The sequence below is a fragment of the Pontibacter sp. CAU 1760 genome (assembly GCF_054482735.1).
The window spans coordinates 402,955-423,808 of sequence record NZ_JBTLRL010000001.1; the positions used below are offsets into that span (position 1 = coordinate 402,955).

The window sequence follows — 20,854 nt, forward strand, 5'->3', positions numbered from 1 at the left end:
TGATGAAGGATGCTGTAAGCTTAACCTACCGCCTGGCTACGGGTCTGCTGGGACATAAACGCAGGCTGCGCCTCACGCCCACTTACCTGGAGTATGAGCAGGGGGAGCTGGGTGCAGCCACTTATACCCGGGTGCTGAAAGAGGACATGCTCGACATCAAGCATAGCATGAGCTGGATCATCTGGTACCGCTTTTATGTAGGCTGTGACTTCCGCATCGACATCCGCACCCGTGAGCAGGGCACCCTGAAGATCAGGTTTGTGAGTTATTTCAGCCAGAACAGCTCTTACCAGAAAGCCTACGACCGCATCACGGATTACATGTGGGACCATTACCTGCATGATATTGTGAGCGACTACCTGCAGGAGTATAAAGCGGAAGGTGAGGTGGCGGTGTGCGGGGTATGGCTGACAACTGACGGGGCCTACTTCTCCGGCGACGGCCAGATAACACCGTGGCAGGACATCGCCGTGAAAGAGTACGAGACCTACTTTGCCCTGTATAACCTGCAGGACCCGGCTCAGAACAAGATGATCGATTTTGACGAATGGGGCAGCCATATCCTGTTCAGCCTAATCGAGGAATTGCTGGAGCCGCTACACAACAAAAATCAAAGTACATGAAAAAACTCTGCCTCTTGCTGCTGCTGGTTATCCCCTGCCTGGCACAGGCTCAAAGTAAAATTACCAGTTCAACGGCTATCTGGCCCGAACTGCAAGTAAGTTACGGTACCGGCGAAGACGGCCTGCTGTTTTTCAGGAACCAGTACCGCATTAACACTGACGCGCGCTACAACGACCTGCAGGAGTCTGGTATCTTGAGCCAGTTTGAGCGCATTGAACTGGCCGTGGGGTATGAGCACGCCCTTACAGACCATTGGCGCGGTGGTGCATTGGTGCGCTATGCCCTGGAGAATTATCCCAAAATGCTGTTTGTAGAGCCTTTTTTGCGGCACACCGGCAGTGTGGGGCAGTGGTTTTTTAACAAGCAGGCGATGGCCACCTACCTCAGCCAAGAAGACCGGAATGCACAGGGGCGTTTCAGCCTCTCTGCCGAAGTGGGCCAGCGCTTCCCGTTGCGGCACCGGTTTATCACTCCTTCCATTAGTTACGAGGGCACTTTGTTCTCGGACTTCAACCAAGGAGAGCGGACTGCTGCACAAGAGCGTGCCATAGACCGTACCCGCCTGCGCCTGAACCTGACCTGCGAACTGAACGACAAACTGCGCATTACGCCTTACTTTATGCGCCAAACGGATTATTACTATGTGCTGATCCCGCCGAAGTACGACGAGCAGGAACAACTGCTGGAAGAAGGCTATACCACTAAGCGCAACCGCATCTCGCCTATCGTAGGTCTGGAACTGAAATATACCTTCAACAAAGCCATGCAGCCTGCCAGTATTGCATATTAGCATAGAGGGTAACTGTAATGTAGTCAGTTATATGGCCAAATCAGCAACGCAATAAATGACATTATTTCAGGAATTAAAAGCATCATAGGATTGGTATAGTTTTTACTGAAATGTAGTTGTAAATCATGTTCAACAACAAGAATAGGAGGTATAACTATGGCAATGATCAGATATAATGGCATGCAGGATAATATGCCAAACTCATTCAGCTCGATGTTAGACAGATTTTTTAATGAGTCTGTTAATAGCAGAAGCATGACGGATTTTACACCGCACGTAGATGCCTGTGAAACCGAGAAAGGGTATGAGTTGCAGCTGGCCTTACCCGGCGTGAAAGCAGAGAACATTGAAATTGATTTTCAGGAAGGCAAGCTCACCATTTCCGGGGAGCGAAAGCTGGAGCGCAAGGAAGATGGCCGACGCTACCATATGATGGAAACCCAGTATGGTGCTTTCAGCCGCTCCTTCTACCTGCCTGATAAAATAGACCCGGATAAGATCTCAGCGCACTTCGAGGACGGCGTGCTATTGGTGAATGTGCCGAAGGACGAGCACAAAACCATGAAGCGGCAAATCAACGTCACCTCTTCAGCAGGCAACGGCAGTAAGGGCAAACTGAAAGCCGATGACCAGAAAGGCGAAAAGGCGGAAAGCAGCAAGTCGAAGAAGGCCGAAGCCTGATACCGAGGCAACTGCTCAAAGATGAAAAGGAGGCCAGCATTTTTGGCCTCCTTTTTGTTATTATTTAGGCAAGACCGGGTAACTGTCTGCTTTGACCATACTACCGTATACTTAAGTGACGTTATTCTTTTAAAGTATAGAAAATATCTAATATTAACATAAAGTATAAATTCAACTACATGAAGACGAAGCAGTTATTTCTTGGGGTTGCATTGTCTGCCGTAATGGGAGGGGGAGTAGCCGTGGGTAGCTACAAATTGTTGGAAGACCAGAAGGTGATTTCGACAGAGGAGCAGCAGTACCCGAATGTGCGCTACACCAGCGATATGCGCAGCAGCAGTTCCATAGTGCCGGAAGGCCTTAACTTTATCAAAGCAGCCCAGGTATCTACACCTGCCGTGGTGCACGTGATGACCGAATATAGTGGCAATAGCAGCTCAGCACGTGGCAACAGCCCGATGGACCCTTTTCTGAGAGAGTTCTTTGGGGATGGCTTCGGCGAACGGGTGCCCCGGAGTCCGCAGATGGGTTCCGGTTCCGGCGTGATCATCGCCTCTAACGGGTATATTGTTACCAACAACCACGTGATCGACAAAGCAGATAAGATAGAGGTGGTGCTGGATGACAAGCGCAAGCTCTCAGCCACGCTCGTTGGCACAGACCCGACCACAGACATTGCCCTGCTCAAAGTGGATGCAGACAAATTGCCTACCGTGCGTTACGGCAACTCCGACGACCTGCAGGTAGGCGAGTGGGTGCTGGCCGTGGGTAACCCCATGAACCTGACCTCTACAGTGACTGCCGGTATTGTGAGTGCCAAGGGCCGCAACATCAACATCCTGCGCACAAGCCAGAACGATCTCAGCATTGAGTCTTTTATTCAGACAGATGCCGCCGTGAACCCTGGTAACTCGGGTGGTGCCTTGGTGAACCTGAATGGAGATTTAGTAGGGATCAACACAGCCATTGCCTCCCAGACTGGTTCATTTGCGGGCTATTCTTTTGCGGTGCCTTCTGCCATTGTAAGCAAAGTGGTGGATGACCTATTGAAGTATGGTGAAGTACAGCGCGCCTTGCTGGGTGCTTCTATCCGTGAGATTGATGCAGCCTTTGCTGAAGAGCAGAAGTTGAAAACGCTGAGCGGGGTATACATTGTCGATGTAACCGAGAACAGTGGAGCCAAAGAAGCCGGTATGAAAGGCGGAGACGTTATTACAGCGATTAATGGTGTGGGCGTTGGCAAATCGTCGCAGTTGCTCGAGCAGATTGCCCGTTACCGCCCTGGCGATAAAGTGAAAGTGACTTACCTGCGTGAAGGCAAGGAGCGCACTGCTAACGTTACGCTGAAGAACCTGAACAACAGCACGGAGCTTGTGAAGCGCAGCAATGCCAAGGCTATCACCTTCGAGGGAGCGACCTTTGAGCCGGTAAGCCGACAGGAGATGGCGAAGCTGGGAATTAGCGGTGGTGCCAAAATTGAAGGTGTGCGGAACAGCAAGTTCCGCGAGACAGGTATAAAAGACGGTTTCATTATTACCAGAATCGATAAATACCAGGTGACTGAGCCGGCTGATGTGGAGAAATACCTGAAGAACATCAATAGCGGTGTTGTATACATCGAGGGTGTTTACCCGGATGGCCTGAAGGCATATTACCCAATCGGGAAAGAATAAAAGCGCCTGTGTGCACTTGAATGATAGAAAGCTTCTGCAGAATTGCAGAAGCTTTTTTATTTTTTAGCTTTGTATAGGACCCAAACGAGCATTTAAAGATAAAGCATATGAAACAGGCCATAGAAGGACTACCACTGAACAAAGAAATACAAGAGGTGCTGCAAACACTGGGCATCAAAGAAGCTAACCCAGCCTACAGCACTGGGCTGGTATGGGGGGGGCAGGAGGGCCGCACGGTGCGCCCTATACATTCGCCAGCCGACGGGAACCTGATTGCAAAGGTGAACATGGCATCCCCGGAAGATTACGAGCATGTAGTGCAGACCGCGCAGGAAGCCTTTAAGGTATGGCGCAAAGTAACAGCCCCAAAGCGCGGAGACATCGTGCGGCAAATTGGTGACAGACTGCGACAGCACAAGGAAGCCCTCGGCAAGCTGGTGAGCTACGAGATGGGCAAGATTTTGCAGGAAGGCCTGGGCGAGGTGCAGGAGATGATCGATATCTGCGACTTTGCCGTAGGCCTCTCGCGGCAGTTGCACGGCCTTACGATGCACTCAGAGCGCCCGCAGCACCGCATGTATGAGCAGTACCACCCATTGGGCATTGTAGGGGTGATCTCGGCCTTTAACTTCCCGGTGGCAGTATGGAGCTGGAACACGATGCTGGCTGCGGTGTGCGGCGATGTGGTGATCTGGAAGCCGTCGGAGAAAACACCGCTGACGGGTGTAGCCTGCCAGCACATCATTCGGGAGGTATTGGCCGAAAACGAACTGCCGGAAGGCATCTTCAACCTCGTGATAGGCGATGCGGAGATCGGGAGCCTGATGAGCCACGACAAGCGGATACCGTTGGTGTCGGCAACGGGCTCTACGCGCATGGGCAAGAAGGTAGGCGAGGCAGTGGGCGCACGCCTGGGCAAGTCGCTGCTGGAGTTGGGCGGTAACAATGCCATCATCATGACCGAGAACGCCGATATAGACATGGCGCTGATGGCCATTGTGTTTGGAGCCGTAGGCACTTGCGGCCAGCGCTGTACATCCACCCGCCGCCTGATTGTGCACGAAAACATCTACGAGCAAATGAAGGAGCGGCTGCTGAAAGTCTATCCGAAATTGCCAATCGGTCACCCACTGGACAGCACCACGCTTGTTGGCCCGCTGATTGACAAGGATGCCGTTACCGCTTTCCAGCATGCGTTGGAGAAAGTGCAGGAACAAGGCGGCCAACTGCTGACCGGCGGCGAGGTGCTGAGCAGTGAGGGGTATGAAACCGGCACTTACGTGAAGCCAGCCATTGTGGAGGCAGAGAACCATTACGAGATGGTGCAGGAAGAGACGTTTGCGCCCATTTTATACCTCATGAAGTACAGCGGTGGGATAGAAGATGCTATTGAAGTGCAGAACGGCGTACGGCAGGGACTTTCCTCAGCTATCTTCTCGACCAATCTGCTGGAGACAGAGGCATTCCTGAGCCATTGGGGCTCTGACTGCGGTATCGCCAACGTGAACATTGGTACGTCCGGGGCTGAGATCGGAGGAGCATTCGGCGGAGAGAAGGAAACCGGCGGAGGCCGTGAGTCTGGCTCTGATGCTTGGAAAATCTACATGCGCCGCCAGACCAACACCATCAATTATGGCCGCGACTTACCGTTGGCCCAGGGTATACAGTTCAACATCATGGACTAATGGGGATAAGTGGATAACATGCGTTTGTGAAGCGATGCTGTGAAATTGCGCATGAATTGCCCGATTCAGGGTATGCCGCCTGCAGATTACGCAACATCGAAACACTATCGAAACAGAAATGGCCAGCTTTGGGAACAGAGCTGGCCATTTCTGTTTCCAGGCCCATCATGCTGTCAACAGGGAATGCCATGCTTATCCACATTTGTGCATAAACTATATGTGGATATGTGGATAACATGCGCTCAGCTTCTGATTCTGGCCAAACGGTTTGGGCAATTTTCCGGCTACAGGATGCCAATATCATCAGCGGTATGGAGTAAAGTGTAGAAGCTGAGGGAGATACGGATATGTGGTGTTATGCACATTGCACTGTGGAAACTGTGGATAAGCGAGGCGGCATACCAGATTGGGAAAATATTTTGCAATTTCATGCAACCTTCCGTTTTTCCTGATGTCTTTAGTGCACAAGTTGGGAGGGAGAGTCGCAGACAAGATTAACAGGATGAGCGCAGCACGGCTGCCGGAAAAGCTAAAGTAGAGCACATTGGAAACACTCCGTTATCAGGACGTAAATCATCACGTGATTGACCGCTGCAAAAGCGGCGACAACAGAGCCCAGTACGAGCTGTACAAGCTTTATTCCAAGGCTATGTTCAACGTGTGCATGCGCATCACCAACGACTATGCCGAGGCCGAGGATGTGCTGCAGGAAGCGTTTGTGAGCGCTTTCAAAAACCTGCACAGTTACAAGGCGGAGGCATCGTTTGGAAGCTGGCTGAAGCGGATCGTGGTGAACGCCGCCATCAATGCCATCCGGAAACGCCGCTCAGAGTTAGTGCCGATGGACGAAAGGCTGCTAGCTGACCGGGCCGACGAGGTGGAGGAAGATGACGCCGAGTGGCAGATAGAGAAAGTCCGGCGCGCGATACAGCAATTGCCGGACGGGTACCGGGTGGTGCTGAGCTTATACCTCCTGGAGGGGTATGACCACGCCGAGATCGGTGAAGTGCTGGGGATAACAGAGTCAACCTCCAAGTCGCAGTACAGCCGGGCGAAGAAGAAACTGCTGGAGATCCTGCGGGAGCCACAGTTCGCCCTTTAAAAGAATAGCTAAACAGGAACAGAAGGTAAGTATACCATGGAAGATAAGTTAAAGAAGTTCGCAGCGGAGCATCGGGAGGAATTCGATGTATTTGAGCCTCGGCCTGAACTGTGGCAGCAGATATGCGATGACCTGCCTGGGAAAAAGCAGGGTGGCGCAAAGGTGATCAGCATTAAGTTCGGTGAGAGCGCCAGCTTCAGTGCCAGTACCTTCTTTATGCGGGTGGCCGCTGCCATCACGCTGTTGCTGGGCTGCGGCCTCACCCTGCTCCTGATGAAAAACCAGGCACCCCAAGAGGCGACCGTGGCTATGATGCAGCCTGCCATGCACAGTATTGCCCCTGAGTTGGCCGAGGTGGAGGCTTATTATGTAAGCCAGATCCGGGAAAAGAAAAGCCAGCTAAGCGCTTACGACAAAAAAGTGCTGGGCCTGGACGGGCAGCAGGAAATAGACCAGGAACTTGCCCGCCTCGACAACAGCTACCTGCAACTGAAAAAGCAATTATACACCAACCCAAATACCGACGAGATAATGAGCGCCATGATCCAGAACCTGCAGATAAGGATTGGGGTGCTGAACCGTCAACTGGAGATACTCCAGAACCTGAATAATCAGAACGAACAACCTGTTTTAAAATCTAACGAAGATGACACCACACGTATATAACCTGTACCGACGCATGGCGCTGCTTGTCTGCGCCCTTGCGGTCAGCATGCTACAAGCCATTGCCCAGCCCATTCATCCGAGCACCCCACCTACGCCGCCGCCTGCTCCTGCAGCGCCAGCGGCACCTCAGGCACCCATACCCCCACAGGCACCAGAAGGCTTGGCCATGCTAGTGCAGGAAGCGCTGGCAGGCTTGGAAGATGTAGAAGCCACCGTACGCCGCGATGCCGGAAGTGCCTTTGATGCAGAAAAACGCAAGGTGCTGAATAAGTCCTTTAAGGTGAATGCGTCGGATTTGCTGAGTGTTGAGAACAAATTCGGGAAAGTGCACATCAACACCTGGGACAAGAACGAAGTGCAGCTTAAGGTAGAGATGATTGCCCGGGCCAGCTCCGACAGCAAAGCACAGGAGATACTCGACAACATCAAGATCATGGAAGTGCGGACCCAGGGCAAGATAGCTTTCAAAACCGAGATAGACCCGATGCGCATCTCCGGTAACAGCCGCAAAGGCTTTGAAGTGAACTACACCATCAGTATGCCCGCCAACAATTCATTGGCCGTGAAAAACAGCTTCGGTGATGTGTACCTGGCAGAACTACAGGGCAAAGCCGACATTAGCGTGAAATACGGTTCCCTGAAATGCGATAAGCTGGCGAACAGCGGCAATGTGGTGAAACTGGCCTATGGCTCTGGCTCCTGCGGTTATATAAACGGCGGCGATGTTGATGTGGCTTATGGCGACATGAGTATAACGAGCGCAAACACACTGCAGGGATCCTCTAAGTTCAGCGACTTTAGGGTGGGCAGCCTGGGCGAGAAAATAGAAATGGACGTGAAGTACGGTTCCTTCAAAGTAGACAACATCAGCAAGGGGATGCGCAGGATTGCCCTGGCCAGTGGGTTCACGCCGGTAAGCCTGAGCTTCGAACCAAATACCTCCTTCAACTTCGATGTGCAGGTGCAGTTCGCCGATTTCAGGTATGACAAGTCTGCCGTTAACATCACCTCGCTGGACAAGAGCCATACCTCTGCATCCTACAAAGGCGTTTACGGAGGAAGTTCTCCAAAAGGCGTGATAAGCATCGACTCACGGTACGGTGAAGTGAAGTTTGCAAAATAAACCGCGCTGCGGTACGTATAAAAGGGCAGAAGCTGGCAAATTGTCGGCTTCTGCCCTTTTATACGTACAGGGGCTAATAATCCCCAATATCATTTATCTTTGGCTATGGCGAATCAATCAGAATCCAGGGCACCGGAACCGGTCGGTTTATACCCCCATGCGCGGCGCGTAGGTAACCTGCTGTTCCTGTCGGGGGTTGGGCCCCGCGAGCGTGGCAAGCAAGCTATACCCGGCGTGGAACTGGACCAAGCGGGCAACATTGTGCAGTATGATATCGCGGCGCAGTGCCATTCTGTTTTCCGGAATGTGCGGTATATACTGGAAGAGGCCGGTAGCAAGTGGGAGAACCTGGTGGATGTTACCGTGTTCCTGACGAACATGCAGGACGACTTTGCCGTGTACAACCAGCTGTATGCTGCGTACTTTAAAGATAACCAACCCTGCCGCACCACGGTAGAGGTAAACAGGCTGCCCACTCCTATTGCTATCGAGCTGAAGTGTATTGCCACCATCGATTAGGTTGCAATTAGGGAGGGCGCACCAAACCATATCATCTGTGAACGAATCAAGAATAGCGTTTTATAAAAGCCGGGCAGAGGGTTTCGGCAAACAGGAAAAGCAAGCAGCCTCGAAATCAGGGCTGGTGTCGTGGCTACGCGTGGGCGTGTTTGTGGCTGGCGTGGCGCTGGCATACTATTTCTTTAGCCAAGGGCTGATCACGGCGGGCCTTGCTGCCATTCTGGTATTCTACCTCTTGTTCCTGGTGGTGCTGCGCTGGCACAGCCGCCTTGATTTCAATTACCAGCAGCTGTTATTGCTGCGGCAGGTAAACGAGCAGGAGGCAGACCGGCTGCAAGGCAAGCTCAACGCATTTGATGGCGGCGACGCTTTCCGGAACGACCTGCACCCCTATACCTCCGACCTTGATATTTTCGGGCAAAACTCGCTGTTCCAGTTGCTCAACCGCTCGGTTACCGGTATAGGCAAAGCCCGGTTGGCAAGTTGGCTGCAAGTGGCAGCACCTCCAACCGAGGTACTGCAGCGGCAGGAAGCCGTGGCAGAACTGGCGCAATCCGACCTACTGGACTGGGTGCAGCATTTGCAGGCACTGCCTATGCACTACAAGCACGACCAAAAGCCTGCAAATGAATTTATCGCGTGGTTTGCCCGCAAATCTTTTTTTAAGCAGCATCGCTGGATGAAGATGCTGCTAGTGGTATTGCCACCGCTCACGCTGGCAGCCATTGCGGCGTGGTTTTATGGTTTCAGCGGTTATATTGCGGTGGGTTTCCTGTTTGTGCAATGGCTACTGGCATACCGCTTTCGGGTAGAGCGCGAGGAGTATTACGAGCAGAGCATGGGCATACACGAGGCCATGCGCAGCTACCCACAGCAGCTGGCACACATCGAGCAGCAGCAGTTCAATACTGCCAAGCTACAGCAACTGCGCCAGGGCTTGGAGCAGGCAGGCACTACAGCGTCTGCCAGTCTGCACAAACTCACCACCATCCTCGACTATTTCTCCTGGCGCCTCAGTACGCTGATGGCCTTTTTCCTGAACAACACTTTGCTCTGGGATTTTATCTGGATGTACAGATTAGAGCAATGGCGCGATAAGTACCTTGCCCAATTGGAGGCATCGCTGGATACACTGGCAGAAACAGAGGCCTTGGCAAGCATTGCTGCTTTTCAGCAGGCGCACCCTGCCTACGCCATTCCGCAACTCAGCCAGCAACCCTTCGAGGTGAAGGCAACAGCCCTGGCGCATCCGCTAATCTTTTCGGTGATGCCGGTTGCCAACGACTTTGCGATGGAGGGAGCCGGCCATACCCTTGTGATCACCGGTTCCAACATGTCGGGCAAGACGACGTTTCTGCGCACGGTGGGCATCAACATGGTGTTGGCGCTGATGGGTGCCCCGGTATGTGCTGACAAGTTCCTGGTTGCCCCGGCGCAGGTATACACGGCCATGCGCACGGTAGACAACCTGGCCGAGAACACCTCCTCTTTTTACGCCGAGCTAAAGCGCCTGCGCATGCTGCTCGAACTGACAGAGCAGGGCGAACCGGTGTTTTACCTGCTGGATGAGATCCTGAAAGGCACCAACTCCCGCGACCGGCACCTTGGGGCCATGTCGCTAATCCGGCAGTTACACCAGCGCAACACTTCCGGCCTTATCTCAACCCATGACCTGGAACTGGGCGCGATGGAGGAGGAGTTGCCGGGCAGCGTGCAGAACTACAGCTTCAACAGCGACATCATTGGCGACGAGATCATCTTCGACTATAAACTAACCCCAGGGCTGTGCCGCAGCTTTAACGCCAGCAAGCTCATGCAACTGATGGGCATTGCCATCGAAGAAGAAGCATAATGCACTAGCGCTAAGCGAGTGATGTATTAATACCAAAGTGAATCGATAAGGAACTGTCATTTCGAGCGCAGGCGAGAAATCTGAATATATTCTACTGCTACAGATTTCTCGCCTGCGCTCGAAATGACAACTTAATAATCTGGAAAATTATACCTAAACATTTATACCTATGAGAGTAGTAGCAGACATTCCGAACCCAGATATGAAGGTCACACTGATGGCCTGGAACGGCAAATACATTATTAAGTTGGAAAAAGGCGACTTTGAGCAGACCTACAAAATAAGTGAGATGGAAGTGATGAACGACGATGGCGCCAAAGAACTGCTGGACGAGAAGTTTCTGGAGGCCGCCCTCAACCGCTTCTCCGATATGCGCGATGCCTTTGTGAGTACGGTAAGGAGGAACGGGTAAACAGGAGTTTCTACTCCGTTTATCTGCTAGTTGTGAATTCTTATAATGATGAAGTTAATATTCATTGTTTTCTTTTCTCTCATTTCCTCAAGGCTCTATGCAGACTCTTGGAGTGAGCCGACTGTAAAAAGGTACTACTCTAATGACAGCATTTATTTCGTTGAGATAGTACCTACTAAAATTCCAGAAAAATACTGGGAGTGGAAAGGAGCGAAGCCAAAGAAGAAGCACAAGTATTCACCAGCAGATACTACTGTTGTTCCCGCACATGCCAGGATGTACAGGATTGAAAATCGAGATACTGTAAAGGTTTGGGAACAGAAGTTAGTTAATCCTCATACTCCTGTTACGGCATTTGTCTCATCAGATGGGAAGTACTTAATTACATTTGATGACTGGTATAAGGTTGGTTATGGACCTAACGTATTTGTAGTCTACAATGAAAATGGAGATTTGTTAAAGCAGTATTCTCTGAAAGATATCAGCCCTTTTCCTATTGATGACTATTTTTTGAGTATATCTTCTATCTGGTAGCGGTGCGATGCAGAATTTCTTTCAGAGGATAAATTTGAAGTATGCTTTCAGCAGGAGGACAAAAAGCAGGATAGCAGGGTGTATTACCTAGCTAAGTTACAGTTTGAAGAATAAAACCTCACAACAAAATGTTGCAGTAAGGCTCGCTGTCGCTTCGCCTCTGCTATACAAGACCGTGGCAGCAAAGAACGTGTAACAAAAAAGCCCGCTGTTAGGCGGGCTTTTTTGTTATTATCGGAAGCGGGGTTAATTAACCGATAGCTACACGCTTGAACTCAGAAACAGTCATGCCTTTGCTTGTTTTGTCAAGCAGCTGCGCGATGTTCATAGAAGAGTCTTTCACAAACTCCTGGTTCAGCAGGGTGTTCTCTTTGTAGAACTTGTTCAGCTTGCCCAGTGCAATTTTCTCAAGCATGGCCTCTGGCTTGCCTTCGGCACGCGCCTGCTCCTTACCAACCTCGATCTCACGCTCTACTGTCGCAGAATCAACACCGTCTTTGTCCAGCGCGATTGGCTTCATGGCAGCAATTTGCATCGCTACGTCTTTGCCAACTTCCGTTACATCAGTTCCGCCAGTGTTCGTCAGGCCTACCAACACACCTAACTTGCCGTTAGAGTGGTCATAAGAAACAACTTTCTCAGCAGTAACGATCTCGTAAGAAGATACGTCGATCTTCTCGCCGATCTTACCCATCAGGTCCGTGATGTGGTCCTGAAGCGAACGACCGTCAGCCTGTGGTGTGGCCAACAGCTCTTCTTTCGTTGCAGCTTTTGTAGAAACAGCAGTTTCCAGGATAGTCTTCGCCAATTTCTGGAAATCCTCAACCTTAGATACCGGCTCAGTTTCGCAAGCTACCGCTACCACGATACCAGTAGTACCGTCTTCGCTTACGTGTGTTAACACAGCACCCTCAGAAGTGGCGTTGTCGGCACGCTTGCTGGCAATTTTCTGACCTTGCTTACGCAGGATGTCCTTTGCTGCTTCGAAGTCGCCGTTTGCTTCTGTAAGCGCCTTCTTGCAATCCATCATACCTGCACCAGTTTCCTGGCGGAGTTTATTAACGTCTTGTGCTGTAATAGCCATCTTTCTTATAATTAGAAATTAAAAATTATAAATTCTGTATTTGTGGGATTTATCATAAAAGCACTAAGTAGTTGTTAGAAAATCTATTGTCTAACGTCTACTATCTAGTGTCCTTTTCAAAAAGCCCTAAAACAAACTGAACATTGAAGCAGCTTTGCCCAATGTTCAGTTTGTGTAATGCAATATTAAACGTTGCGCTTATTGCTCGTCAGCTTCCTGCTTCTCTTTGATGCCTTCTTCTTCAGAACGCTTGCGCTCAGTCTCTTCTTTGTCTACTTTACGCTCAGACAAACCTTCTTCAATGGCCTTGCCTACCAACGATACGATCAGGGCTACTGACTTAGAAGCATCGTCGTTTGCAGGGATTGGGAAGTCTACCAGCTCTGGGTTAGAGTTTGTGTCGCAAACAGCGAATACTGGCAGGTTCAGTTTCTGAGCCTCTTTTACCGCGATGTGCTCACGCTTCACGTCTACTACAAAAAGAGCAGCCGGTAGGCGAGACAAATCAGCGATACCACCCAATACGCGGTCAAGCTTCTCACGCTCACGAGAAAGCATCAGCTTCTCACGCTTTGCAAGAGCCTTAGACTGCTCTGGGTCTTTCATCATCTTGTCGATCGTTGACATCTTCTTCAGTGACTTGCGCACTGTAGCGAAGTTTGTCAGCATACCACCTAACCAACGGTCAGTCACGTAAGGCATCTTCAGGCGCTTGGCCTCTTCTGTTACGATTTCCTGCGCCTGCTTCTTAGTGGCTACGAACAAAATCTTACGACCAGACTTGGCGATGTTCTTGATGGCAGCCGTAGCTTCGTCAAGGGCAACCAGCGTCTTGTTCAGGTCGATGATGTGAATACCATTCTTCTCCATGAAGATGTACGGTGCCATCTTCGGATCCCACTTGCGGGTAAGGTGGCCAAAATGAACACCTGCCTCAAGTAATTCTTTATAATTAGTACTTGCCATGTTGTTGATACACCTTTAAAATTAACGTTTAGAGAACTGGAATGAACGACGTGCTTTACGCTTACCGAACTTCTTACGCTCCACCATACGTGGGTCACGTGTGATGAAACCTTCCGATTTCAGAGCTGATTTCACTTCGGCGTTCTCAACTACCAGTGCTTTAGAGATAGCAAGTCTAAGTGCTTCAGCCTGGCCGCTTACACCACCACCTTTTAAATTGGCTTTTACATCGTATTTGCCAACTGCATCCAAGGTTTTGAACGGCTGATTCACAATAGTTTGAAGTACTTCGCTCGGGAAGTAATTCTTGATATCTCTACCGTTAATAGTGATATTCCCTTGCCCAGGCGTCAGGTATATGCGCGCCACCGAGGTTTTTCTTCTACCAGATGTATTGATAACTTCCATTAAATTAGATATTGAGGGTTAGTTCTTTTGGTTGCTGTGCGGCAAAAGGATGCTCGCTTCCAGCAAATACATGCAGATTGCGGAACAGCTCGCTGCCCAATCTGTTTTTAGGCAACATGCCGCGTACCGCGCGCTCTACCAACAGCGTAGATGACTTCGCTTTCAGCTCGCGTGGAGAAGTTCTCTTCTGACCGCCTGGGTATCCAGTGTGTGTCAGGTAGTACTTCTGGTCCCACTTGCGACCTGTGAAGCGTGTGTCATCAGCGTTGATGATGATCACGTTATCTCCGCAGTCAGCGTTAGGAGTGTACGAAGGCTTGTGTTTGCCCTTCAGGATCTTGGCAACTTCCGATGCCACACGACCCAAGCTTCCTTGCCCGGCATCAACAATCACCCAGCCTTTGTTGGCTGTTGCTTTGTTGACATACTGGGTTTTATAACTTAAATGGTCCATTTTTGGTGGTTGTAAGCGATTTATTTATTTAATTGATTCTATTCTTCGGTCTTTGAAAAATGGTCACAAAGATAGAAAGACTTTATTTTACATGCAATAGAAGGTGTAGAAATATGCTGTGTAACAGGTGAATAGTATAAAAAGGGAGCGCCACAAACCAGTGGCGCTCCCTTTTTACTGTAAACGGGCTGTGGCCTTATCTTTGGGCAAGTGTGTGGCTTATACCTACTTTCCCTATTTTCTTGTTTGCCTGCACCAGCACAATGTTATCGGCGGCCAGTAAATTCTGTATGTCTTTAGGGTTATAAGAAGCTTCTGCACTCGACTGGCCAGCTTTCGAGTTAAGGTTAAGCCTCACCCCGTTTATCTTACCGTTTTCATAGTTTTCCTCAAACTCAAAGCTAAAACCACTTTCTCTGAACACTTGCTGCGCTACCTCCAACTCCCGCTTGGTGATTTCCTCTGGCCAGAGGGTATAAACTACATATTCCTCATTCTCCACAAGGCGTGGCCCTCCCGCTTTGGGTATGGCTGGGCCATCATATTTCTTTGGCGGCGGAGGAGGGGGCAGCATGCCGGTTTGCCCCTGACCTTTGGGTTGCGGCAGGCTTTCTTTAAACTTCAGCACCTGCGCTGAGTCTTTGTTTTGTTTGGTGGTGAGCGAAACCACATTTTTGCCAGCCCGGTTGCCGGGCACTTTTTTGGCTTGCTCCCCTTTCACTACATCCACGCTGTGTATGGCGTCGGGGGGGAGTTGCTCTGCTTCCTGCTTCGTGGCTTTTACGCCATCTATATAGTACATAATGTCGTCGCCCTGCAGCGCCTGGGCTACAGGCGCCTCCGTTTCGGGCTTCACATTGCTCTGGAAAGCGAAAAGCAGGATGGTGACAAGCGGCAGCACAATCAACAGCCTGAACTGATTGGCTTTTCGGGTCGGGACTTTATTCATCATAGTAATTCGTCTTTTTAGTGATGGATAGTTAAACTGATTAATAACCTGAGGTTGTGCGGCGCCTACAACTTTCAGTAAAAGGTATTGGTATTGCTTGCGGTCAATGCTACCAGCGCTGATAACGTTATGGTCGGCAATGAACTCTAGGTTTTCTTTCAGGGCCTTTCGCATGAGCCAGGCCCCAGGGTTAAACCAATAGAACACCACCATCAGCTCTCCCAGCAGTACATCCAGGGTGTGCCAGCCGGTGATATGTACCAGTTCGTGCCATAGTATGGATTCCAGCTCTGCGGGTTGATGTTGCGAAGGGTTCAGGTAAATGGTTCTCCAGAACGAGAAGGCCTGTATTTCGCTTTGTACCTCGCGGTACGGAACGCCCTTGTAACTGGCTGGAGATGAAGCGACGTGTATCCGATACAACGATGCAAACTGCAGTATGAGCCGCACAAGCATAACGGCTACTCCAAGCCAAAACAGGTAAACAGGCAGTTGCCAATAATCGAAGGTGTCAGGGAGGGGGGCAGCAGTGGGTACTGCGTAAACCCATGCAGGTATGGTAACCCTATACATGGTGGCCAGCTGTTCCTCTCGGGAAAACAATGCCGATAGGTCTAGCAGCGGATAGACTGCTGAGAACACAAGGCCAAACACCAGGAAAAGGCGATTGAGGTGGTAAAAGGTTAGCCGCCGCAGCACAACATGGTAAGCCAGGTAAAACAGCAGCAAGGCAACATTCGCTTTGAGTAAGTATAGGAGTATGTCTGGCATCGCTATTCAGATTTTTTGTTTTCGATCATGTCTATAATCTCCTTCAGCTCCTCCGCGCTTATCTGTTTTTCCTTGGCAAAAAAGGCCACGAGCTCTTTATAGGAGTTTTTGAAGTAATCGCCTACAAAACCTTTCATAAAGCGTTTCTTGTAATCCTCAGCTTTGATCTGGGGGGTATACCGATACATGTTGCCCAGCTTCTCGCTTTTCAGAAACCCTTTCCTCTCCAGGTTTTTCACCGTGGACGCCAAGGTGGTATAGGGCGGCTTCGGGTCAGGCAGCTTCTCCAGAAAATCCTTAATGAAGCCGCCATCGGTATCCCAAACGACCTGCATGGCATCTTCTTCCTGTTGTGTAAGCTTTTCCATAGTCTACGATGTTTTCGTATAGTTACGAATATTTCGTAGAAAGGTCAATAGCATCGCTTACTTATTTAATTATTTTTTCTGGATATTGGATTTAAAGCTAATCAGGCGACCCGAAAAGGAGTGTCGATCGGCAACATCCTGCTGCATACGGCGTCTAAAATGAAAGCACTTTTAACCTCAAAACGATGAAAGCAATACTTGTGAAAAAACCCGGCGGTCCGGAGCAATTGGAAGTAGGAGAATATGAGAAGCCCTTGCCTGGCCCAAACGAATTACTGGTGCGGGTGCACGCCACTGCCCTCAACCGCGCCGACACGTTACAGCGCGAGGGAAAGTACCCATCACCCAAAGGGGCCAGCCCGCTGTTGGGGCTGGAGGTATCCGGTGTAGTGGAAGAGGCCGGTATTAAGTGCACGAAGTATAAAAAAGGCGACAAGGTGTTTGGCTTACTGCCTGGCGGAGGCTATGCCGAATATGCCGTGCTGCATGAGGAGATGGCCATGGCCATACCTGCCAACCTGAGCTTTGAAGAAGCGGCTGCCATACCCGAAGTGTTTTTAACTGCTTACCAGGCATTGGTATGGCTGGGCAAACTGCAGGCCGGGGAACGGCTGCTGCTGCATGCCGGTGCAAGTGGTGTAGGCACAGCAGCCATACAGCTCGCGCGGGCAATGCAGGCAGAGGTGTTGGTCACAGCCTCAGAGGGAAAGCTGCAAGCCTGTTTGGACCTGGGTGCTCACAAAGCCATCAACTACAAAGAAGCCGCTTTTGAAGATGAGGTACTGGCGCATACCAACAGCGAAGGAGTGGATGTCATTGTGGACTTTATTGCCGCGCCCTACTTCAAGGCAAACATGGAGTGCCTGCGCCTGGATGGTCGGTTGGTGTTGCTTGCCAGTTTAGGCGGCGGGAAAGTAGACGAATTTGACCTGCGCAAGATCTTAATGAAGCGCCTGCACATAATAGGTTCCACCTTGCGCTCCCGCACACCCGGCTATCAGATGCAGCTGTCAGCGGAAATGTGGGCTTTTGCCAAACCGTATTTTGAAAGCGGAAAAATCAAGCCTGTGATCGATTCTGTGTATCCTTGGCACGAGGTGGCGGATGCGCACCGGTACATGGAGCAAAACCGGAATATCGGCAAGATCGTGCTTCGGGTTAGCTAAGACACAGGATTTCAGACTAAAGGCACAGTACTTTCTAGATGCCGTAGGTTTAGCGACAGCACAACTTGTGGTGGTTCGTGACACAAGTTTTCAACTTGTTTTCTGCGGGGCAGAAAATGTGTATTTGTAGAATATTTCCCTTGCGGGAGCATGATTGTTTCATTCTACAAATTACATTGTAATGACGCGAGCCGTAAATCCCGAATCTAATCCGGGATTTACGGCTCGTGTCATTGGCTATAGTTGGGCCTTTGGCCCAGTTGAGTTAAAAACGCAACGCTTTCTGAAACCACAAGTTGAAAACTTGCGGCATTAACAAAGCCATGTATCTTGCTGCTGCCTAGTGTGTTCTAAGCTGCTTTACCAGAACCGCGAAATCTTTCGGGTAGGGGGCTTCAACCTTGACAGGCTCGCCGCTCAGCAGTAAAAAGCCCAGGTTAAAAGAATGCAGTGCAAACCGCTTGATAAGCGGCAGTTCTTCCGTGTCCTGCTTCAGGTTATACCCCTTTTTGCGCTTCAGGCTGCTGAGGTATAGCTTCTCTCCGCCATACAGCTCGTCGTTCACGATGGGGGCTTTCAGGAAGGAGAGGTGCACGCGTATCTGGTGCAAACGGCCCGTTACCGGCAGGCACTCAACCAGGGTGTGGCGGCCGTAGTTCTCCAACGTGTTAAAATATGTCTCCGCGGGCTTGCCCTGTGGCGACAGCTTGGCAACGCCCTTTGCGCTGGCAGCGATCGCGCGGTTTACTAGTTGCTCCTCGAACTTGTGCGTTCCCCATACCACAGCATGGTATACTTTATACACTTCACGGGCTTCAAACTGCATCGCCAGGTGGCGGTATGCTTCCGCATGCTTTGCGAAGGCAAGGCAGCCAGAGGTATCCTTATCCAGTCGGTGGCAGGCTTGCAGGTCGGGGTTATACTGGCGGGCTATCTTGAGCAGGTTCGTGGTGTTCGGGGTCCGGTCTTCCAGCGTAGCCAGGAAAGGCGGCTTGTTCACCACTATATAATCCTCGTTCTCAAATATGATCAGGTCTTCAAAAACCGGGTACTTCATGTGTTGTCGTCTTTGTTCACTAGCTACAGTTCTCAAGCTGTGCAGGCTGCAAAGATACTTAATATAATTGTTTGATTGTTTAATTGTTAACTGTCGGGGGAATCTTGGATAAGCCAACCGAGTTTTTGGCTGTGCTCTCTTTCCAATTAAGGCCACGCATAAAGCTGCATGCCAACAGAAGCGTTTGCGGGACTACTAGCGTCAGCCAGGGGGCAGCTGCTTGCAAACCATGGGTTTAGCTTTTCGCTTTCTGCAACTTAAACCGGATGGTGGTGCCTTTGTCTAGCTCACTCTTCACATCAATAACGGAGCGGTGCGCCTCTACAATGTGCTTGCAAATAGCCAGGCCCAAGCCAGTGCTGGTGGTGTCGCGGGCGCGGCTCTTGTCGATGCGGTAGAAACGCTCGAAGATGCGGTTGATATGCTCCTGCGCAATGCCCTTTCCGTCGTCCTTAACGGTAATGGTATACTTCTTACGGCCTTCTGTGAACGACACCCAAATGTTGCCGCCCTTGTGCCCATATTTAATGGCATTGTCCAGCAGGTTGATGAACACCTGGCGGATGCGATTAGCGTCGGCATAGAGCATCACCTGTTCGGTAGGAGCAACCTCCATGTGTAAGGTAACCTGGTGCTGGGCCGCTTTCAGTTCCAGTTGCTCGAACACTTCCTGCACGAGCGGCATCACGTCGAAGTTGCGCTTCTGCATCTTCACGACACCTTTCTCAAACTGCGAGATGCGGATCAGGTCCTGCACCAGGGCATCCAAGCCATCCAGGCTCTTGGCAGCTTTCTGCAGGAACTTGTCGCGCACGTTAGGGTCGTCCATGGCGCCGTCCAGCAGGGTATGGATAAAGCCCTGCGCCGCAAAAATAGGCGTCTTCAGCTCATGCGACACATCGGCCAGAAACTCACGCCGCATGTGCTGCAACTGCTTTAATTCGTCAATCTCCTGCTGCTTGCGTTCGGCAATCTGGTAAATATCCTCCTTTATTTTCCGGAGCGGGTCAGAGGTGAAGGAGGAGCTGCTCTCGGCCTTTCTGAAATCATGGCGCTTCAGCCTTTCCAGGCTGGAGTAGACATTCTTCACTTCCCGGAACACCAGCGCTTCGTAGGAGTAGTGCACCAGCAGAAAGCAGCTGACAAACACAATGAGGAGCGCTACCAGCAGGCCCAGCGACGTGAAGTAACTAGCCAGATAAAGAAAGGCGGTAAGCACCAGGGCTACCGCCAATGAAATCAGGAAAGCAAGCGTGCGCGAGTTGAAATGCATGTACTAATCGTTGTTGAACTTATAGCCAACGCCTTTGATGGTCTTAATGTTCTCTTCGCCGATCTTCTCCCGTACCTTCCGTACGTGCACGTCTACCGTCCGGGCGACTACATATACATCGTTGCCCCATACGTTGTTCAGGAGCTCTTCGCGGGTATATACTTTGTTGGGGGTGGCTGCCAGAAATGAGAGGAGCTCGAACTCTTTTTTAGGAAGCGTGATTTTGGTATCGCCTTTGAACACGGCAAAACTGGTGCGGTCGATGCGCAGGTCGCCAATCTCAATTACGTTGCTTCCCTCTTCCTGCAGGGCGTCGCGGCGGGTAAAGGCGGCCAGGCGGCTCAGCAGGGCGCGGGGTTTGATGGGCTTGGTGATAAAGTCGTCGGCTCCGGCATCGAAGGCCGCTATTTCCGAGAACTCCTCCGAACGGGCCGTCAGGAAGATGATGTGCGTGTTCCGGAAGTCGTCCGACTCGCGCAGTTGGCGACAGGCGGCAATGCCATCCAACACTGGCATCATCACATCCATCAGGATAATGTCCGGCTTAAAGGCTTGCGCCGTTTCAATGGATTGCTTGCCATTGCTGGCCTGCGCTACTTCATACCCTTCGCGTGTCAGGTTATATAGCAGCATCTCCACGATGTCCGGGTCATCGTCCACTACTAACACTTTGTACTTAGTCGCTATTTGCACGATA

22 protein-coding genes are annotated in these 20,854 nt (G+C 50.8%); 13 read left to right on the top strand and 9 right to left on the bottom strand.

Annotation, left to right across the window (positions count from 1 at the left end; all coding sequences use genetic code 11):
- Positions 1–2: 2 nt before the first annotated feature.
- The 12 genes from ACXYMU_RS01815 (at position 3) to ACXYMU_RS01870 (ending at position 11,661) form a co-directional block, all read left to right on the top strand.
- Complete coding sequence (locus ACXYMU_RS01815) at positions 3–623, top strand: hypothetical protein (protein WP_458984629.1); 621 nt, start codon at positions 3–5, stop codon at positions 621–623.
- Positions 620–1,414, top strand: coding sequence for an autotransporter outer membrane beta-barrel domain-containing protein (locus tag ACXYMU_RS01820; RefSeq protein ID WP_458984630.1), 795 nt, complete (start codon positions 620–622; stop codon positions 1,412–1,414). The genes ACXYMU_RS01815 and ACXYMU_RS01820 overlap by 4 nt, the downstream gene beginning before the upstream one ends.
- A gap of 156 nt (positions 1,415–1,570) precedes the next feature.
- Entirely contained in the window at positions 1,571–2,095 is a 525-nt protein-coding gene (locus ACXYMU_RS01825; RefSeq protein WP_458984631.1) for an Hsp20/alpha crystallin family protein, read from the top strand.
- 179 nt (positions 2,096–2,274) lie between these two features.
- The gene (locus ACXYMU_RS01830) at positions 2,275–3,768 is read left to right on the top strand and encodes a Do family serine endopeptidase (RefSeq protein ID WP_458984632.1); all 1,494 of its coding nucleotides are present in this window, start codon (positions 2,275–2,277) and stop codon (positions 3,766–3,768) included.
- A gap of 107 nt (positions 3,769–3,875) precedes the next feature.
- Positions 3,876–5,453, top strand: coding sequence for an L-piperidine-6-carboxylate dehydrogenase (gene amaB / locus ACXYMU_RS01835; RefSeq protein ID WP_458984633.1), 1,578 nt, complete (start codon positions 3,876–3,878; stop codon positions 5,451–5,453).
- Positions 5,454–5,997: 544 nt separating this feature from the next.
- A complete protein-coding gene (locus ACXYMU_RS01840; RefSeq protein ID WP_458984634.1) occupies positions 5,998–6,555 on the top strand; it encodes an RNA polymerase sigma factor in 558 nt (185 codons plus the stop codon).
- A 36-nt stretch (positions 6,556–6,591) separates the two neighbouring features.
- The gene (locus ACXYMU_RS01845) at positions 6,592–7,221 is read left to right on the top strand and encodes a hypothetical protein (RefSeq protein ID WP_458984635.1); all 630 of its coding nucleotides are present in this window, start codon (positions 6,592–6,594) and stop codon (positions 7,219–7,221) included.
- Entirely contained in the window at positions 7,202–8,344 is a 1,143-nt protein-coding gene (locus ACXYMU_RS01850) for a DUF4097 family beta strand repeat-containing protein (RefSeq protein WP_458984636.1), read from the top strand. The genes ACXYMU_RS01845 and ACXYMU_RS01850 overlap by 20 nt, the downstream gene beginning before the upstream one ends.
- Before the next feature lie 105 nt (positions 8,345–8,449).
- Entirely contained in the window at positions 8,450–8,863 is a 414-nt protein-coding gene (locus ACXYMU_RS01855) for a RidA family protein (RefSeq protein WP_458984637.1), read from the top strand.
- Between the two features lie 37 nt (positions 8,864–8,900).
- Positions 8,901–10,715, top strand: coding sequence for a MutS-related protein (locus tag ACXYMU_RS01860; RefSeq protein WP_458984638.1), 1,815 nt, complete (start codon positions 8,901–8,903; stop codon positions 10,713–10,715).
- A gap of 169 nt (positions 10,716–10,884) precedes the next feature.
- Positions 10,885–11,127, top strand: a complete 243-nt coding sequence (locus tag ACXYMU_RS01865; protein ID WP_458984639.1) for a hypothetical protein — start codon at positions 10,885–10,887, stop codon at positions 11,125–11,127.
- A gap of 45 nt (positions 11,128–11,172) precedes the next feature.
- Positions 11,173–11,661: a hypothetical protein gene (locus ACXYMU_RS01870; protein ID WP_458984640.1), complete on the top strand. Its 489-nt coding sequence runs from the start codon at positions 11,173–11,175 to the stop codon at positions 11,659–11,661.
- A 250-nt stretch (positions 11,662–11,911) separates the two neighbouring features.
- On the opposite strand, the gene tsf is transcribed toward ACXYMU_RS01870, so the two are convergent.
- The 6 genes from tsf to ACXYMU_RS01900 all read right to left on the bottom strand — a co-directional run bounded on the left by tsf (position 11,912) and on the right by ACXYMU_RS01900 (position 16,661).
- Positions 11,912–12,745, bottom strand: coding sequence for a translation elongation factor Ts (gene tsf / locus ACXYMU_RS01875; protein ID WP_458984641.1), 834 nt, complete (start codon positions 12,743–12,745; stop codon positions 11,912–11,914).
- A gap of 198 nt (positions 12,746–12,943) precedes the next feature.
- Positions 12,944–13,711, bottom strand: a complete 768-nt coding sequence (gene rpsB, locus ACXYMU_RS01880; RefSeq protein ID WP_458984642.1) for a 30S ribosomal protein S2 — start codon at positions 13,709–13,711, stop codon at positions 12,944–12,946.
- Positions 13,712–13,732: 21 nt separating this feature from the next.
- A complete protein-coding gene (rpsI, locus tag ACXYMU_RS01885) occupies positions 13,733–14,119 on the bottom strand; it encodes a 30S ribosomal protein S9 (RefSeq protein ID WP_458984643.1) in 387 nt (128 codons plus the stop codon).
- Positions 14,120–14,123: 4 nt separating this feature from the next.
- Positions 14,124–14,573, bottom strand: a complete 450-nt coding sequence (gene rplM, locus ACXYMU_RS01890) for a 50S ribosomal protein L13 (RefSeq protein WP_458984644.1) — start codon at positions 14,571–14,573, stop codon at positions 14,124–14,126.
- A gap of 196 nt (positions 14,574–14,769) precedes the next feature.
- Positions 14,770–16,293 (bottom strand): M56 family metallopeptidase, encoded by a 1,524-nt coding sequence (locus ACXYMU_RS01895; RefSeq protein WP_458984645.1) that lies wholly within the window; start codon positions 16,291–16,293, stop codon positions 14,770–14,772.
- Between the two features lie 2 nt (positions 16,294–16,295).
- A complete protein-coding gene (locus ACXYMU_RS01900) occupies positions 16,296–16,661 on the bottom strand; it encodes a BlaI/MecI/CopY family transcriptional regulator (RefSeq protein WP_458984646.1) in 366 nt (121 codons plus the stop codon).
- Between the two features lie 185 nt (positions 16,662–16,846).
- Here ACXYMU_RS01900 and ACXYMU_RS01905 point away from each other — a divergent pair, with 185 nt between their 5' ends.
- Positions 16,847–17,827, top strand: a complete 981-nt coding sequence (locus ACXYMU_RS01905) for an NAD(P)H-quinone oxidoreductase (RefSeq protein WP_458984647.1) — start codon at positions 16,847–16,849, stop codon at positions 17,825–17,827.
- Between the two features lie 340 nt (positions 17,828–18,167).
- On the opposite strand, the gene ACXYMU_RS01910 is transcribed toward ACXYMU_RS01905, so the two are convergent.
- From ACXYMU_RS01910 to ACXYMU_RS01920, 3 genes are all read right to left on the bottom strand, one after another.
- Positions 18,168–18,884, bottom strand: coding sequence for an RluA family pseudouridine synthase (locus tag ACXYMU_RS01910; protein WP_458984648.1), 717 nt, complete (start codon positions 18,882–18,884; stop codon positions 18,168–18,170).
- 235 nt (positions 18,885–19,119) lie between these two features.
- Positions 19,120–20,157 (bottom strand): sensor histidine kinase, encoded by a 1,038-nt coding sequence (locus ACXYMU_RS01915; protein WP_458984649.1) that lies wholly within the window; start codon positions 20,155–20,157, stop codon positions 19,120–19,122.
- Positions 20,158–20,160: 3 nt separating this feature from the next.
- Positions 20,161–20,850, bottom strand: coding sequence for a response regulator transcription factor (locus ACXYMU_RS01920; RefSeq protein WP_458984650.1), 690 nt, complete (start codon positions 20,848–20,850; stop codon positions 20,161–20,163).
- Positions 20,851–20,854: the final 4 nt, after the last annotated feature.